The organism is Sphingopyxis sp. BE259 (assembly GCF_031457495.1).
Lineage (GTDB): Bacteria > Pseudomonadota > Alphaproteobacteria > Sphingomonadales > Sphingomonadaceae > Sphingopyxis.
Window position 1 is genome coordinate 2,053,574 of record NZ_JAVDWM010000001.1, and the last position, 15,719, is coordinate 2,069,292.

General features: G+C 61.1%; 16 protein-coding genes and 1 tRNA gene. 6 read left to right on the plus strand and 11 right to left on the minus strand.

Going from position 1 to position 15,719, the window contains the following annotated elements:
* Positions 1-24 precede the first annotated feature (24 nt).
* Positions 25-1,323 carry a GTPase HflX gene (gene hflX, locus J2X44_RS09980; protein ID WP_310089474.1) on the plus strand — a complete coding sequence of 433 codons (1,299 nt, stop codon included), beginning with the start codon at positions 25-27 and terminating at the stop codon, positions 1,321-1,323.
* Here hflX and mazG read toward each other — a convergent pair.
* The 10 genes from mazG to J2X44_RS10030 form a co-directional block, all read right to left on the minus strand.
* Complete coding sequence (mazG, locus tag J2X44_RS09985) at positions 1,298-2,074, minus strand: nucleoside triphosphate pyrophosphohydrolase (RefSeq protein ID WP_310089397.1); 777 nt, start codon at positions 2,072-2,074, stop codon at positions 1,298-1,300. The genes hflX and mazG overlap by 26 nt on opposite strands.
* Positions 2,075-2,185: 111 nt before the next feature.
* Positions 2,186-2,362: a hypothetical protein gene (locus J2X44_RS09990; RefSeq protein WP_310089396.1), complete on the minus strand. Its 177-nt coding sequence runs from the start codon at positions 2,360-2,362 to the stop codon at positions 2,186-2,188.
* A complete protein-coding gene (locus J2X44_RS09995; RefSeq protein ID WP_310089395.1) occupies positions 2,359-3,123 on the minus strand; it encodes an MBL fold metallo-hydrolase in 765 nt (254 codons plus the stop codon). The genes J2X44_RS09990 and J2X44_RS09995 overlap by 4 nt, the downstream gene beginning before the upstream one ends.
* Before the next feature lie 13 nt (positions 3,124-3,136).
* Positions 3,137-3,913 carry a TatD family hydrolase gene (locus J2X44_RS10000; RefSeq protein ID WP_310089394.1) on the minus strand — a complete coding sequence of 259 codons (777 nt, stop codon included), beginning with the start codon at positions 3,911-3,913 and terminating at the stop codon, positions 3,137-3,139.
* The gene (gene metG / locus J2X44_RS10005; RefSeq protein ID WP_310089393.1) at positions 3,913-5,487 is read right to left on the minus strand and encodes a methionine--tRNA ligase; all 1,575 of its coding nucleotides are present in this window, start codon (positions 5,485-5,487) and stop codon (positions 3,913-3,915) included. Before metG ends, J2X44_RS10000 begins: the two co-directional genes overlap by 1 nt.
* Positions 5,488-5,525: 38 nt before the next feature.
* Positions 5,526-6,506 (minus strand): DNA polymerase III subunit delta', encoded by a 981-nt coding sequence (locus tag J2X44_RS10010; protein ID WP_310089392.1) that lies wholly within the window; start codon positions 6,504-6,506, stop codon positions 5,526-5,528.
* The gene (gene tmk / locus J2X44_RS10015) at positions 6,503-7,123 is read right to left on the minus strand and encodes a dTMP kinase (RefSeq protein WP_310089390.1); all 621 of its coding nucleotides are present in this window, start codon (positions 7,121-7,123) and stop codon (positions 6,503-6,505) included. The genes J2X44_RS10010 and tmk overlap by 4 nt, the downstream gene beginning before the upstream one ends.
* A gap of 78 nt (positions 7,124-7,201) precedes the next feature.
* Positions 7,202-8,251, minus strand: a complete 1,050-nt coding sequence (locus J2X44_RS10020; protein ID WP_310089389.1) for a D-alanyl-D-alanine carboxypeptidase family protein — start codon at positions 8,249-8,251, stop codon at positions 7,202-7,204.
* On the minus strand, positions 8,175-9,146 hold the full coding sequence (locus tag J2X44_RS10025) for a septal ring lytic transglycosylase RlpA family protein (RefSeq protein WP_310089388.1): 972 nt from the start codon (positions 9,144-9,146) through the stop codon (positions 8,175-8,177). The genes J2X44_RS10020 and J2X44_RS10025 overlap by 77 nt, the downstream gene beginning before the upstream one ends.
* Entirely contained in the window at positions 9,130-10,191 is a 1,062-nt protein-coding gene (locus tag J2X44_RS10030) for a lytic murein transglycosylase (protein WP_310089387.1), read from the minus strand. Before J2X44_RS10030 ends, J2X44_RS10025 begins: the two co-directional genes overlap by 17 nt.
* A 148-nt stretch (positions 10,192-10,339) precedes the next feature.
* Between J2X44_RS10030 and J2X44_RS10035 the strand changes: the two genes are divergently transcribed.
* The 4 genes from J2X44_RS10035 (at position 10,340) to J2X44_RS10050 (ending at position 12,950) form a co-directional block, all read left to right on the plus strand.
* Positions 10,340-10,429, plus strand: a tRNA-Ser gene (locus tag J2X44_RS10035).
* Between the two features lie 143 nt (positions 10,430-10,572).
* Complete coding sequence (locus J2X44_RS10040) at positions 10,573-11,724, plus strand: phage integrase central domain-containing protein (protein ID WP_310089386.1); 1,152 nt, start codon at positions 10,573-10,575, stop codon at positions 11,722-11,724.
* Positions 11,721-11,969 carry a sigma factor-like helix-turn-helix DNA-binding protein gene (locus tag J2X44_RS17610; protein ID WP_405053361.1) on the plus strand — a complete coding sequence of 83 codons (249 nt, stop codon included), beginning with the start codon at positions 11,721-11,723 and terminating at the stop codon, positions 11,967-11,969. The genes J2X44_RS10040 and J2X44_RS17610 overlap by 4 nt, the downstream gene beginning before the upstream one ends.
* 51 nt (positions 11,970-12,020) lie before the next feature.
* On the plus strand, positions 12,021-12,950 hold the full coding sequence (locus tag J2X44_RS10050; protein WP_310089384.1) for a HEPN domain-containing protein: 930 nt from the start codon (positions 12,021-12,023) through the stop codon (positions 12,948-12,950).
* Positions 12,951-13,253: 303 nt separating this feature from the next.
* On the opposite strand, the gene J2X44_RS10055 is transcribed toward J2X44_RS10050, so the two are convergent.
* A complete protein-coding gene (locus J2X44_RS10055) occupies positions 13,254-14,099 on the minus strand; it encodes an HNH endonuclease (RefSeq protein WP_310083269.1) in 846 nt (281 codons plus the stop codon).
* A 68-nt stretch (positions 14,100-14,167) separates the two neighbouring features.
* Here J2X44_RS10055 and J2X44_RS10060 point away from each other — a divergent pair, with 68 nt between their 5' ends.
* Positions 14,168-15,097, plus strand: a complete 930-nt coding sequence (locus tag J2X44_RS10060) for a hypothetical protein (protein WP_310083271.1) — start codon at positions 14,168-14,170, stop codon at positions 15,095-15,097.
* The last annotated feature ends 622 nt before the right edge of the window (positions 15,098-15,719 follow it).

Consider the following 15,719-nt stretch of genomic DNA (forward strand, 5'->3'; position numbering starts at 1 on the left):
GAAGTAACCCGCGGCGCTGCGGCGCTGCTGGTTGTGCCTGAATGGCATAGCCAGCGGCTGGCGCGCGACCTGGATGCACGCGCCGAGGAAGCGCGGGGACTTGCGGTTGCGATCGGGTTGAATGTCGTAGCAGTGCACACACTGCGGCTGCGCCAGACCCGCGCCGCGACCCTGCTTGGTGTCGGGCAGATCGATGCGATTGCCCCGGACGTCGAAAAACATGGCGTCCAGCTGGTGGTCGTCGATGCCGCGCTCAGCCCAATCCAGCAACGCAATCTGGAAACCGCGTTCGGCACCAAGGTGATCGACCGGACGGGCCTGATCCTGGAAATCTTTGGCGAACGCGCCGCGACGGCCGAGGGGCGGTTACAGGTCGAACTGGCGCATCTCGATTATCAGGCGGGGCGGCTGGTGCGCAGTTGGACCCATCTCGAACGCCAGCGCGGCGGCTTTGGCTTCTTGGGCGGCCCCGGCGAAACGCAGATCGAGGCTGATCGGCGGATGATCCGCAACCGCATGGCGCGGATCCGCCGTTCGCTAGACGATGCGCGGCGCACCCGCCAGTTGCAGCGATCGAAGCGTCAGCGTGCGCCGTGGCCCGTGGTGGCTTTGGTTGGTTATACAAACGCCGGAAAATCAACCTTTTTCAACCGCTTGACGGGAAGTGACGTCATGGCGGAAGATATGTTGTTCGCCACCTTGGACCCGACCATGCGCGAAATCCGGTTGCCCGGGATCGACAAGGCAATCCTGTCCGACACGGTGGGTTTTGTCTCCGATCTGCCCACCGAACTGGTCGCCGCCTTCCGCGCGACGCTGGAAGAGGTCACGACCGCGGACCTGATCGTCCATGTTCGCGACATTGTCCATCCCGACAGCGAGGCGCAATATGACGATGTCCGCGCCATTCTGAGCTCGCTGGGCGTTAACGGACCGGAGGATGGCGGGGAGGGGGACGCAGCGCCCGCGATCCCGCAGATCGAAATCTGGAACAAGATAGATACCGCCGACACCGATGACCGTGCGGCGATCGAAGAATTGGCGGCGCGCCGCTCTGACGTCGCATTGATATCGGCGGTTACGGGCGAGGGGGTCGAAGCCGCGCGGGTGCTGATGGCGGCGCAATTGACGGCACTACACAAGGTGCAGCGTATCTACCTTGGCTATCAGCACGGCGAAGCGGCGGCGTGGCTTCATGCGCGCGGCGAGGTCCTGAGCGATGAGCCAGAAGGCGAGGGGCACGTCCTGACTGTCCGGCTGGACCCAGCCGACAGCGCGCGGTTCGAGCGGCTGTGGCCTACGAAAGACGCTCCGACGCCTTGACAGCCTGCCAATGCGCTTCCTGGACGTCGAGCGAGAGGCCCGACAGGCTGCCACCGGCGCGATCCTCCATCGCCGCAAAGCGGCGCGCGAATTTGAGGTTGGCATCGCGGAGCGCAGTTTCGGCATCGACGCCCAGATGGCTGGCATAGTTGACGACAGCGAACAGCAAATCGCCGACTTCCTCATGGCGCGCCGCATCGTCTTCGGCCGCCGCGACTTCGGCAAGCTCTTCGGCGATCTTGTCGCGCGGGCCATTGGTGTCGGGCCAGTCGAACCCGACGCGGGCCGCGCGCGACTGGAGCTTTTGGGCGCGCAGCAACGCCGGGAGCGACAAGGCGACGCCCGCGAGCGCGCCCTTGGGGCCGTCGGCGGCGCGCTCGTCGGCCTTGATTTGTTCCCATTGCCGACGAACGTCGTCAGTCTGGCGGTCGCCGAAGATATGCGGGTGGCGGCGTTCCATCTTGTCGCTGATCGCGGTGGCCACATCGTCAAAAGCGAACAGACCGGCGTCGGCGGCGATCTGACTGTGGAACACCACCTGGAGCAGCAGATCGCCAAGCTCGTCGCAAATCGCGGCGGGGTCGCCGCCGGCTATTGCATCGGCAACTTCATAGGCTTCCTCGATCGTATAGGGCGCGATGGATGCGAAATCCTGCGCGAGATCCCATTCGCAGCCACCATGGGGATCGCGCAATTTCGCCATGACGGAGAGCAGGCGATCGATGGGGGATTGAAGCGGCACATCAGCCATATATTTATCCGATAATATATATTATGTTAAATCTATATATTTTCCGACGGGAGACGACCCCCTGCCGTTGATATCATGAGCATTTCCAACCAACTGCTTGGCGCCGCTCGATCACGTCACCATCTGCCATGTCTTGATCACCAGAAACACCAGCCCAAAAATCGCGGCCCACGCCAGCGCCATCTTGACCCAGTCGGCCGCGGGCAATCGCCTTGCCAGCAACGAACTGACCACCAGCGCCAGCGCGCCGAAAAACCAGATCAGTTGCACCCCGGTATCGCCGCTCACAGCTGCACCTCCAGCCCGTCATAGCCCGGCTCGACGCCCGGCGGCAGTTCGCGCGCCAGATCATCATAATCCATCGTATTGTCCATATGGGTGATAATCGCGCGCGGATTGCCGCATTTTTCCAGGGCCGCAAGTGTCATCGCCAGATGCGGGTGCGTCGGGTGCGGATAACGGCGCAGCGCATCGATCACGAACAGGTCGACGCCTTGGAAGAAATCGGCCATTTCGTCGGTAAACTTCGAAAAATCAGTCGCATAGGCGATCTTGTGCGAACCATCGCTGAAGATCAGCCCCGATGCCTTGATCGGGCCGTGCGGCATTTCGATTGCCGACACTTCGATCGGCCCTATCGACTGATGGTCGAGCAGGTCGATCGGATCGACCGACGCCGGATAACCTGCGTTGCCGGCAAAGGCGTAAGTGAAGCGCCATTTCAATATGTCGAGGACATGGTCGCGCGCGTAGGCCGGAACCGCAGAACCGCGCAGGTGCATGATCTGGCGCAAATCGTCGAGGCCGTGACAATGATCGGCATGCTCGTGCGTCCAGATGATGCCATCGACCGCGCCGACCTGGGCATCGAGCAGTTGCAGCCGCATGTCGGGGCTGGTGTCGACAAGCAGGCGAAAGCCGCCGAGCGAGATGAGGATCGAGGCGCGGCTGCGCAGATTGCGCGGATTGTCGGGATCGCATTGCCCCCAATCATTGCCGATCCGTGGCACCCCCGAGGAGGTGCCGCAGCCCAGAATCCGGAGCTTCATACGCGATCCGACTTCATGGCGCTGCCTTGTTGAAAAGCGTGTAAAAATTGGCGCTGGTTGCTGCCGCAAGCGCGGCTTCATCTTCGTCACGTAGCGCCGCGAGAAACGCCAAAGTATCGGCGACGAAGGCCGGTTCGCCGGTCTTGCCGCGGTGCGGGACGGGGGCGAGGAAAGGGGAGTCGGTTTCGATCAACAGCCGGTCCTGCGGCAACCAATTCGCGGTCGCCTGGAGATCGGCGGCGTTCTTGAATGTTACAATGCCAGAGATCGAAATATAGAGGCCAAGGTCGAGCGCTTTGCGGGCAAAATCGTCGCTGGCGGTGAAGCAATGAATGACGCCGGGGAACGTCATCCTGCCCATCTCCTCACCGAGCAACGCGAGCGTATCGGCTTCGGCATCGCGGGTGTGGACGATGATCGGCAGCCCGGTCGCCTGCGATGCGTGGATGTGGCGGCGGAAGCTGTCCTGTTGGCGGACGCGGTCACTCTTGTCGTAATAATAGTCGAGCCCGGTTTCGCCGATGCCGATCACGCGCGGATGCGCGGCGCGCGCTACCAGCCTGGCGGTATCGACGTCGGGATGATGGTCGGCGTCGTGCGGATGAATGCCGACGCTGGCCCAGACATCGGGGTTGGCTTCGGCGGCGGCGAGCACATCGTCCCATTCGCTTTCGCGCGTCGCGATGTTGAGCATCGCGGTGACGCCGCGCGCGCGGGCGCGATCGAGAACGTCCCCCTGCTGCTCGGCGAGCCCCTTGTAATTGAGGTGGCAGTGCGAATCGACGAGCATTACGCCTCCCCTTCCCCTTCCGGCAGGTCGAGGCGCGGGAAGAGGGGGGTTGGCTGGGCAAGGATAAGGCCGCTTTCGGCAAGCCTTGCGAACCAGTAAGGGTCAGCGAGCGACGCGAAATCGCGCTCGTCCGCAGCGACACCCATCTCGTCGAGCAAATTGTCGGCGGCCGTCGGGACGACGGGACGGATGGCAATCGCCAGATCTCGGACAACCATGAACAGCGTCATCAGTACCGCGGTCATGCGATCGGGGTCCGTCTTCTTCAGCGCCCAAGGTGCTTGTTCGTCCACATATTGGTTGCAGGCAAACACGGCGCGCATCCACGCTTCGATCCCGACCGAGAAATTCAAGCTCTCAAACTCTCGCGGCAATTCTGCCTGTGTCGCTATCACAACCTTCGCCGCCAGCTCATCATCGGCTGCGGCGGGAGTAAATTTTTCAAGTTTGCCACCCAAATTCTTGAAAATCATCGACAAGATGCGCTGCGCCAGATTGCCGAAGCTGTTCGCCAGATCGGCATTGGCGGTGCGCACGATCGCTTCGGCCGAATAGGTGCCGTCTTGCCCGAAGCTGACTTCGCGCAGCAGATAATATCGTAGCGGGTCGACCCCGAACTGGTCGGCGAGCGCCATCGGATCGACGACATTGCCGAGCGATTTTGACATCTTCTCGCCGCGGTTGAGCAGGAAGCCATGTCCGAACACTTGTTTGGGCAGCGGCAGGCCGGCGCTCATCAGGAAAGCTGGCCAGTAAACAGCGTGAAAACGCACAATATCCTTGCCGATCATATGGATATTGGCGGGCCAGAATTTGCCGAAATCGCCCTCGAGATCGGGGTAGCCCAACCCCGACAGATAGGTGGTGAGCGCGTCGACCCACACATACATGACATGCCCCGGCGATCCGGGGACCGGCACGCCCCAGTCGAAACTGGTGCGCGAGATGCTGAGATCCTTCAGCCCGCCCTCGACAAAGCGCATCACTTCATTGCGGCGGCTGTCGGGGCGAATGAAATCGGGCTGGTCGTTATAGAGCGCGAGCAGCCGGTCCTGATAATTCGACAAGCGAAAGAACCAGCTTTCCTCGACGGTCCATTCGACCGGGGTTCCCTGCGGCGAAAGGCGAACACCCCCTTCCCCGTCGACCAATTCGCTTTCGTCGTAAAAGGCTTCGTCGCGGACCGAATACCAGCCTTCGTAACGGTCGAGGTAAAGATCGCCATTGGCCTCCATCGCGCGCCAGATCGCCTGCGACGCGGCATGATGCGCGGCGTTCGAGGTTCGCATGAAATTGTCGTAACTGATATTCAGCTTGGCATACATCTCACGGAAATAGGACGACATTTCGTCCGCAAGATCGATCGTTTCGCGACCTTGGTCACGCGCCGTCTGAAACATCTTCAGGCCATGTTCGTCGGTGCCAGTGACCAGCCGGACATCGCGGCCCCGTGCGCGCTGAAACCGTGCCATCACGTCGGTCGCGATCGCTTCATAGGCGTGGCCGATATGCGGGCGCCCATTGGGATAGCTGATCGCGGTGGTGATGTAGAAAGGTGCGCTGTTTTCGGACATGGCCGCGCCTTAGCCGCTGGCGCGCGCGAGGGAAAGCGTCAGCGTGCGGCCTGTCCCGACCGCGGTGCCAGTTCGGCCAGACAATTGCCGATTTCGAACCCGACCATCGTCCCATCATAGGAGCCCCGGATGGCATCGCGCACCGTGCGCTGCACCCGGTCCCACTGCGCGAGGATCGGTGCGATGTCGGCCACCGGCCGATCGCGCGCCAAGCTGGCCAGCAGCCCCGGCACGATGTCGATGACCAGTTCGAGCCGGGCGCGATTGCTGGTGCCGCCGACCTCGCGGGCCAGCGCCTCGCGCAGGCGGTTTTCGGGGTCGCCGGTGGCGGCGATGGCGAGCAGCTTTTTCTCCATCACCGCTACGTCGCTGTCGATCAGCGCCAGCGCCTTGCCCGGGACGCCGCCCGCCGCGGTGACGATCGCGCGCACTTCGGTCATGTCGAGCATCGGGCGGATTTCATGCAGCCATGCGGTCATGACGTCATGGTCAACAGGTTGAAAACGCAGGGTTCTACACCGTGATCGGATCGTTGGCAGCAAGCGCCCCGGCGAATGGCTGATCAGCAGGAACAGCGTTTTGGCGGGCGGTTCTTCGAGCGTTTTCAGCAAGGCGTTGGATGCCGCCGGTTCGAGATCGTCGATCGCGTCGACGATGATGACGCGCCATTCGCCGAGCGAGAGCGAAAAATGCAGCCGAGTCTTGAGCTCGCGCACCTGTTCGATCGTGATGTTGCGCGCCAGATCCTTGGCCTTGTCCTTGGCCTGGCGCGCCAGCCGCAGGATTTCAGGATGGTTCCCGGCGTCGACCAGCCGCCCGGCGGCGGTGTCGCCGGGGTCGTCGATCGGTATCGTTTGCCCTTCGCCGCCGCGACCGTGGGTGACCAGGAAGCGCGCGACGCGCGACGCAAAAGCGCCCTTCCCCATTCCTTGCGGCCCGGCGAGCAGCCAGGCGTGGTGCAGCCGGCCGCCCTGCCAGCCTTCCAGAAAGGCGGCTTCGGCGTTTTGATGGCCGATCATAGCCACTCGGCGAGGCCCGCAAGGATGGCTTCGGTGACTTGCTCGGCAGGTGCGTCGGCATCGACGATCCGCCAGCGGTCGGGCTCGGCCTGCGCCATTTCGACGAAACGTGCGGCGAGGCGCGCCTGATAGTCCGCTGGTTTGCTGCCCATCCGATCGCTGTCGCCGCGCGCGGACAGGCGGCGCGCGGTTTCGGCAGCGCTGACAGTAAGCAGGAAGGTGCGGTCGGGCAGCAAGCCTTCGGAGCCGATGCCGTGCAGCGACAGGATGTCGGCATCGGTGATGCCGCCGCCGCCGCCCTGATAGGCGCGGCTGGAATCGACAAAGCGGTCGCACAGCACCCATGCGCCACGCGCCAGCGCTGGACGGATCGTGCGTGCGACATGATCGGCGCGCGCGGCGGCGAACAACAACGCCTCGCTGCGCGCATCCCAACGGTCGTCGCTCCCTTCCATCACCAGCGTTCGGATCGCTTCGGCACCCGCGCTGCCACCGGGTTCGCGCGTGGCGACGGTTTCAATCCCGCGCGCATCGAGCGCCGCTGCCAGCTTGCGAATCTGGGTCGATTTTCCGACCCCTTCCCCGCCCTCCAGCGTGATGAAGCGCCCGCGTTTCATACCGAAAGGCTGTCATAATGGGGAAGGACGGAACGCGTGTGCATGATCAGGCGGTAGCCGTCGGCACGCGCTTTGTCATTACGGTGCAGCGCGACCACCGCCACTCGCAGCTTTTTTGCCCGGGCGGCTATCGTTCGCCGCCATCGACAATCCGAAACCCCAGCTCATCAGCCGTTCTGCCTCTTCACGGCGCGCCTTTTCGCTCGGCAGACCGGCGACGACCATGATCAGGCGGCGGCCATCGCGTTTTGCCGAACCCAAGAAGCAATAGCCTGCCTCCGACGTGTGCCCGGTTTTCAGCCCGTCGGCGCCGATGAAGCGACCGAGAATCGGGTTGCGGTTCGGCTGGATGATCGGCTTGCCGTCGGGTGAAGTGCCGTGCTGAAGTTTCGACAGCGAGAAATAGCGCGCATAGCCGCCGGGATGATCGCGGATCAGCCGGTCGGCGAGCATAATCAGGTCGGCGGCGCTGACCTTGGTCGCCCCGCCGTCGGGCCAACCGTTCGGCGTTCCGAAATTACTCGATTTCATGCCCAGTCTTGCCGCTACATCATTCATTCGTTTGACAAATATCGTCTCACTGCCATCGATCCCAACTGCCAGCGCGGCGGCGGCATCATTGCCCGATACGGTGATCAGGCCTTTGAGCAGGTCGTCAACCGAGACTTTTTCTCCGGGACGCAGGAACATCGTCGAACCGCCCTTAGGTCCGCTCCACTTCTTCCACGTCGCCACGTCGACGGTGAAGTGCGTATCGCGGGTCAATTCGCCCTTCTTGATCAGGTCGAGCACGACATAGGCGGTCATCACCTTGGCCATAGACGCAGGCGCAAAGCGTTTGTCGGCGCCGCGTGTATAGAGAATTTCGCCCGAATCGAGATCCTTCAGCATCACGATCGGCGCCTGCGTCGTGTATTGCTGCCGCTCTACCGCAGCGCTTTTCGGGCGCGCATCGTCCGCGATCGCTGGCGGGGCAAATGATAATGCAATTCCTGCTAAAACTGCGGCACTTTGCCCCGTAATCGTTGCAAGTTTTCTCACGTCGGGTCTGTCAGCGTTCGCGCTGGACGACTGCGTCGCGAAAGCCGTTGGCCTTTGCTTTGCCAAGAGCCGCGCGGGCGTCGGCATCGCTCGCGAAGGGGCCAATACGGACGCGCCAGAGGTTGCCCGCCTTGCTGAAGCTGCCACCGACCGATTTCGCTGCGGCCTCCGCACGGCTCTCGCTGCTGAATGCGCCGACCTGGACGACATATTTCCCGGCTACGGAGGGCGCAGGCTTGGCGGTCGGCGTCGGCTTCGCGGCAGGTTTTGCCTTTTCGACGGCGAGGCGGTCGTCGCCGGGCTTAGCCTTTGCTGATGCGATCGGCGGCGCGGGCTGCGCATCGACTGGTGGCACGGTGGCCAGAGCCTTGGGAGTCGGCATGGCCTTCAATTTGGTCCGCAGGATCGACAGCAGCGAATCGGGTGTCGCGATCCGCTCCGGGACGGCGCGACCGCCGCGCAGTTGGGCACGTTCGGCGGCGGGCGGGTTGGTGCGGCGCACGCGCACCCCCGACAGGCCGTCGGTCAGGCCAAGCTGTTCGGCGGCGCCGCGCGACAGGTCGATCAGGCGGTCGCCGACCATCGGGCCGCGGTCGTTAACGCGAACGAGGATCGTGCGTCCGGTGTCGAGCGCGGTCACCTCGACATAACTGGGCAAGGGCAAGGTCTTATGCGCGGCGCTGATCGCCGCAGGATCGAAGGTCTCGCCATTGGCGGTCGGCCGTCCGGCGAGTTCCTCGCCATACCAGCTGGCGTAGCCGACATCGTCGTAATCCGCGATGTCTGCCGGGGTGTAGGTCGTGCCGCCGACCGTATAGGGATCGCCAATCTTGACCGGCGTGTCGCTGACGCCGTTGGCAGCCTGCGCCGGTGCCGGACTAGCGGTCGGCCCGCCTTCGCGTTCGCCGCCGAAACTGCCGCAACCGGCAAGCAGCAGCATCGCCCCGGCCATCAGCCCCGTTTTTCTACCGATCGATTTCATCCGCCAGCAACCCCACAGACAGTGCGTAAAAATTGGAACAATTATAGTCCAATATCGCACGATAGTTACCGGTCAGCAAATATGCGGTCCGCCCAGGGCCGTCGGGTTCGAGCAAAACCGCCTGAACGTGCCCGTCGGGCCAGCGTCCGGCGATCGGCTGAATGCCGTCGGCGCGCCATTCGGCCATTGAGCGCCAGCGGCTGTGGCGCGCAAAAACGCGGGGACAGCGGGTCGGGGTCAGGCGGCTGGCAATACGGTTCCGGTCAAAGCCGCCCGGCACGGTGACGGCGACGCCCCATGGCTGTCCGGCGCGCCAGCCAGCGCGGCGCAGATAGGCGCCGATCGATTCGATCGCGTCGGCTTCGCTCGACCAGATGTTGGCGCGGCCGTCGCCGTCGCCATCCTCGGCCACTTGCAAATAGACCGACGGCAGGAATTGCGGATAACCAAAGGCGCCGGCCCAGCTGCCTTTCAATACATCGCGCGGCACCCCGCGCTGAACCATCTCCAGCGTCGCGAGGAATTCGGGTTCGAACAGGCTCCGGCGCCGCCCTTCATAGGCCAGCGTCGCCAACGCCTCTGGCAGATCAAAGCTGCCGGTGACCTGACCATAGGCCGTTTCATGGCCATAGATCGCGATCATGATGCTGGTCGGCACGCCGGTCCGCGCTTCAATGCGCGACAACAGGGGCAGCAGGCGGTCGTGGACACGGCGTCCGCCGCCGATCCGCGCTGCATCGACATGCTTTGCCTTGTACGGCGCGAAGTTGGGGATTGGCGTGTCGTTGGTCGGCGGGCTGCCCAGATTGTCGCGGTCAAGCGCGATGACCCGCGGATTGTAGCGCAGCCCCGCCGTGACGCGGTCGAAAACCTGCCGCGATACGCCCCGCGCCTGCGCCTTGGGCCATAAGGACTGGACATAGGAATCGAAGCCGCTGTCGCCGCTCTGTGCGTGCAGCGGCGTCGACGCGGTGAATAGCGATGCCGACAGCACCGCGGCGGCGAGAGCAAAAAGGCGTCCGATTCTTAAACTGATAGCATGCATGATGTTCCCACCCATAAGGCGTGTCTCGCACAGATGCGAGCGGCTTGACTAGATTGCGGGGGGACAAGTCGAGTCATTCGCGCGGTGGGCCGAGCCAGCAAGGTTTTTCTTGCCGGAAAGCCGCATCGCGCTATGGCGGCGGCCGTGCGGACAGGTGGCCGAGTGGTTTAAGGCAGCGGTCTTGAAAACCGCCGTGGGTGCAAGCTCACCGTGGGTTCGAATCCCACCCTGTCCGCCAAGTTCTAATCCCACATTCTCCCGATCCGTTTTTCACATCCCAGCTTTGCTGCGGGTTAGAGAAACGATTCGGGTCCCTGTGTGTCCCACAGGATCCAGTCCGACATTTTTGCCAATGTGGGACGGAATTTTATGATTACACCTATGAAAAGCATTTCGAACGGGGCTGCGAAGCCCAAGGAAAAGTCACGCCGTGTGAGCTATGGCGACGGGCTTATGCGGCTCGATCGACCGGGAGGGGCGAGCAGCTGGGTTTGCCGAGTGCAGAAGCACGGCAACCGCCGAGATTTCGGCTTGGGCAGTTGTCAGAAAGTCAGCTTGGCGCAAGCACGCGAGCTGGCGCGCGAAATCCGGAGCCAGATCGAATTGGGGATCGACCCGCAATTCGAGCGACGCAAGCGGCAGGCGGTGCCGAATTTCAAGGAAGCGGCGGCGCGAGTTTACGAGGTCCATTCGAAAACGTGGCGCAACGGTAAGCACCACGCACAATGGACGCGGACGCTGGAATTATATGCCTTCCCGCACATCGGGAAGTTCCGGGTCGATCAGATCACCGGTCCGATGATCCGAGATTTGCTTGAGGAAATCTGGCTTGAGAAGCCTGAAACGGCGCGCCGCGTGCGGCAGCGGGTCGGCGCTGTCCTCGATTGGGCTTATGCATCAGGCTACCGCGATACCGAGGCTCCCATGCGGGCGATCACCAAAGGCCTGCCCCGCCAACCCCGCCGCGACAATCATTTTGCCGCCATGCCCTATGAAGACTTGCCAGCGTTCGTGCAGACGTTGCGCGAGAAGGAATCGTTCAGTCGGCTGGCGCTGGAATTTGCGATCTTCACCGCCGCGCGATCCGGCGAGGTGCGCGGCGCGACATGGGATGAGTTCGACCTTGAGAAAGGCCTGTGGACGCTCTCGAAGGATCGGATGAAAGCCTTTCGCGAGCATGTCGTGCCGCTCAGCCGCCGCCCACTCCGGATCGTTCAGCGCTGCGCGCGGCTCCGTATACCGGGGTGCGAGTTGGTATTCCCCGGCATCCGCAGAAACCGCCCGTTATCGGACATGACGCTTTCGAAGCTGGTCAAGGAGTTGGGAGAGCCGTTCACGGCGCATGGGTTCCGTTCATCATTCCGCGATTGGGTGAGCGAGGAAACCGACCATCAGAGTGATGTCGCCGAAGCCGCTCTCGCCCATACGGTCGCGAACAAGACCGAGGCCGCTTACCGGCGCGGCAATCTGCTCGAAAAGCGCCGCGTGATGATGGAGGATTGGGCAAACTTCTGCGAAGGGAAGAAGCGGTGAACCGCTTCACCCGCGCGAGGCGCCGCCTACTACGCCTCTACGAGCGCGCTATCGATCGGCTGGACGAGTTCGACCGCCGCGTCTTTCTCGGCCACCGGGTCGAGGAACTTAGTTATCGCCAGCTTGCCGAGCGGCATGGCGTCAGCGTCCACGAGATCGAGCAGGCGATGATGCGAAGTCTGCGCGTGATTGCGCAAACGGTCGATAGAAAGAACCGCAGGCGGTGGCAATTTCGGCGCCGTTGACGGCGCTTCGACCTTGCCAATCTGCCGCCGTCTCGACAGGGTGCCGCCAGCATGAAATCCGACCTCGATCACCTCCCGGCAAACAAGCAGCGCGAATTGGAGCGCGTAAAGCAGATCGTCTTTGAGGAGTTCGAAGACGCGCTCGCGCTCGGCACTATGAGCTGGAAGAAAAAGGGCCGGATCGACAAGATCATTCTATACGGCAGCTATGCGCGTGGCGGCTGGGTGGACGAACCGCACACCGCCAAGGGGTATCGATCGGACTTCGACCTTCTCATCATCGTCAATGACAAGCGGCTGACCGAGAAGGTCGATTTCTGGCTCAAGCTGGACGACCGGCTAATTCGTGAGCTGGCGATCGACAAGACGCTCCACACGCCAGTCAATTTCATCGTCCACACCTTGCAGGAGGTTAACGACGGACTGGCGCATGGCCGATATTTCTTCATGGACGTCGCCAAAGACGGAATCGCGCTGCACGAGTTTGACGATAAGCCGCTCCACACACCCAAGCCGAAGACGCCGGAACAGGCACTCGCGATGGCGCGGGAATATTTTGACGAGTGGTTTCCATCAGCGATGGGCCGCGACAAACTCGCACGATACGCGGTTCAAGAAGGTTTGTTGAAACACGCCGCTTTTGAATATCACCAGACAGCGGAAACGCTTTATCACTGCGTTCTGTTGGTCTGCACCTTCTACACCCCCCATGTTCACAATCTCGCTTTCCTGCGCACCCAAGCCGAGCGTCTCGATATGCGACTGGTCGATGCCTGGCCTCGTGAAAAACGCGAGGATCGGGCGCGCTTCGAGAAGCTCAAAGAGGCTTATGTGAAAGCTCGCTATTCGAAGCACTACCGCATCACCGAAGAAGAGCTGACGTGGCTCGGCGGCTGCGTCGATGAGCTTGGGCGCGCGGTCCACGCGATTTGTTCGGAGCGGATCGCCGAACTCGAAGCAAACGCTTCGATTGCCCCCTGATTATCCAAGGCCATACGAAAAAAGGCGCAGCTGAGCGCCGTTTAGCGCGCCCGGTATGGCAGATTTCGGGAGTGCCATACGCGCGAACCCGCAGAAAACCGACCATGACGCGCCAGTAGCTGGCACGGCTTTTATCTTGCCTTCCTATTTGGCTCCCTGATTTTCGAAGTTTTCGCCATTTTTATCCCTCCTTGGCAGCAAATAATCCACCTCACCCAGTCGAACGAGCGAATGTCAGCAAGAACCGAGCGCTGCCCCATCTCACTAGTCTCCTGCCTGGCTCTGACTGACCGCCAATCACGGCTACACCTCGGCGGACGGCAGAGTTTTTTGTCCGACCACGACATAATACGTTGGCGTGCCGAGCACGCCGAAGAGATGCACCTTTACCGCGATAAGCGATGGATCGCTGCAATCAACAAAGCCTAACTCATGAAGGCCAGTTGATGGCTCGTGGCTTCCCTCTCCGCCGCCGATGAACTCGGCCCGGTTGTCCACATCTCGCTTCATGATCATGTCGCAGACGAATGGAGTGAAACTACCCCATCCCAATTCGGCAACAGCAAATGAATGGGCAATCTTTGCGATGGTTAGGCAGAAGGACTCTGTCGAAATCGTGCCCGTTGGCATCACTTGTCTTGCGCGAAGTGCCTCACAAAGCCACTGAAGATGCGCGTCACGATCTTTCCAAAATCCACCGCCGCGAATCCACAAGCGCCGGGTTGCCGCTGATCGATTTTCCGTGGTGACTTCGCCGGTCAGCAAATCCGGGAGGTCATAGAGCGGCATCAGAATCAGAAACGGGCAGATGCTTCGGTCGACGTAAGCGATGTCCCAATCGGTGCTGTTGTCGTATTTGACTTTCAGTGGAAGGTGCTTTGGCCGGTCCTTCGGACGTCGGGTAGGCATGTCATAGAGCATCCGCAGTGGCCCTAAGATTGTTCGCGAAAATTCGCCTTCAAAGGCACCTGTTATCTTCGCGCATACTTTGCAGCTGGCCTTCGGCAAGATCCAGCTGCCGCCCAGCGCAAACGGGATGATGTGTTCTTTGGTAAGGTTGTCGGTCGCTCCGCAATAGATGCATGCCCCGATCGGGGAAAATTGCCTTGGAGGTAGCAGCGGAAGTTTCGGTCGATTGGGTTTGGCCACGGTGAAAAACTACTTCAAATTAGGCGTCCGCAACAAAGCAATTTTCACCAGTTTACTCGGATATCTCAATGAAGCGTCACGAAGCATGGAGAATGGCATATCGGATGGACCGATACATGCGGAGCGCGTCGATTGGGGAGATCGAAGAGCGTAGTCGCGATATTGCCATCAACTTGATGAATGTGAACGAAAAAGGGCAGCTATCACCGGGTAGTCCGGATAATCGATCCATTTATTGGTGGGAGTTGTGGACACACGTTCTTGAAGAGTTTGGGTTGCGGTCTGTCGATCACATGCAACTCGATTTGATGGCACCATTCCCATGGGTCAGTCATCCTGACCAACCGCGCGGCCTTAGAATACTTGGAACGCGCAAACTGCCAAAAACGGACTTTATCGCCCGTGTTGGACAGCGGGAACACATGAAGGACGCTTTTGAGCGTGGAAGCTTTCGCATCGCGCCCGCAACATCATACGCCGATCCATCACTCAACCCGGCGATCAGAGACGAAGAATTATCAGTCACCGCTATTCGTAGCGGAGACACTGCTACGATCCGCCCATTTGATCCGGCCACCGGCATTTCCGGCGCTCCGATTAAAGCGATTGGCAACGTCAGCTTTTCTCAAACCATGCAGGAAAACTTTTTCGTTTTATGCATGACGCGGGGATATCAGCCCCGCATTCTCGATGATTTTGAAGCCAATTCCTTGTTGGTCATTCATAACGTCAACCGGTTCCTCATTCGACTAGAGAAAGCCGTGAAGAGATTGCGTTCCGATCTCACTCTCGTTGCCAGACCGATCACCTATTATGATCCCTACCGAGTGCAGCCGAAGGATTTGGAAGCGCCCTTCTCAAAGAATTTTCGATATGCCTACCAACGGGAATATCGCCTCGTTTGGCACAAGTCGGGTCTCGGGTTTGATGAAGAACCATTCTTCGTGGAGATAGGCGCCCTTCGCGATATCGCGATCCTGTTCAATTCGCGGGATTAGATTCGCGCATTCTCGCTCGTATCTCGCGATCGCCCTTGGTTGCTTTAACGGCCTCAACAAGCGTGGCAGTTAATGACCTGGCTATCCAAGGGTGAGGATCGTCGCCTTCATTTCCATCAACGGTCGTGCGGCCCGCCATAACGAGACATCTCCCTTGAGCGACCTCTAAAGTTGAAACATGATCTCTCTCATACTGCGCTATCCCCTTCCCACCCCAAAAGCGGTCAGTCGCCCCTAGGCTCTCTCGCCTGCCCGGTTCCCGAATTTTTCGGGCCGCGATGCTTCGCATCGGACCCACATTTCATAATCACACACCTTACGCACGGGTGCATAACGCTTTTCTGCCACTTTTCGAGGCTGCGCTTAGGCAGCGCGCGCTGCCTCGTCGGCGCCAAGTGACGGTTTTCTGCGACGTTTCGAGGCAGCGCATCGCACTCTCTTCGGACGCGAAGATGGCGGACAGAAGTTGTCGCGAGCCGCGGATCAGCCGCTTGCATATATTGGTCTCGCGGACGGCGTAATGAAGGCCGGTGGGTGGGCAATCAGTCGCCTATTCTCGAGGTTTCAGGCTGTCAGGAGGAGATCGGACCGCCGCGCGACTCGAAACATTCGAATGCATCCC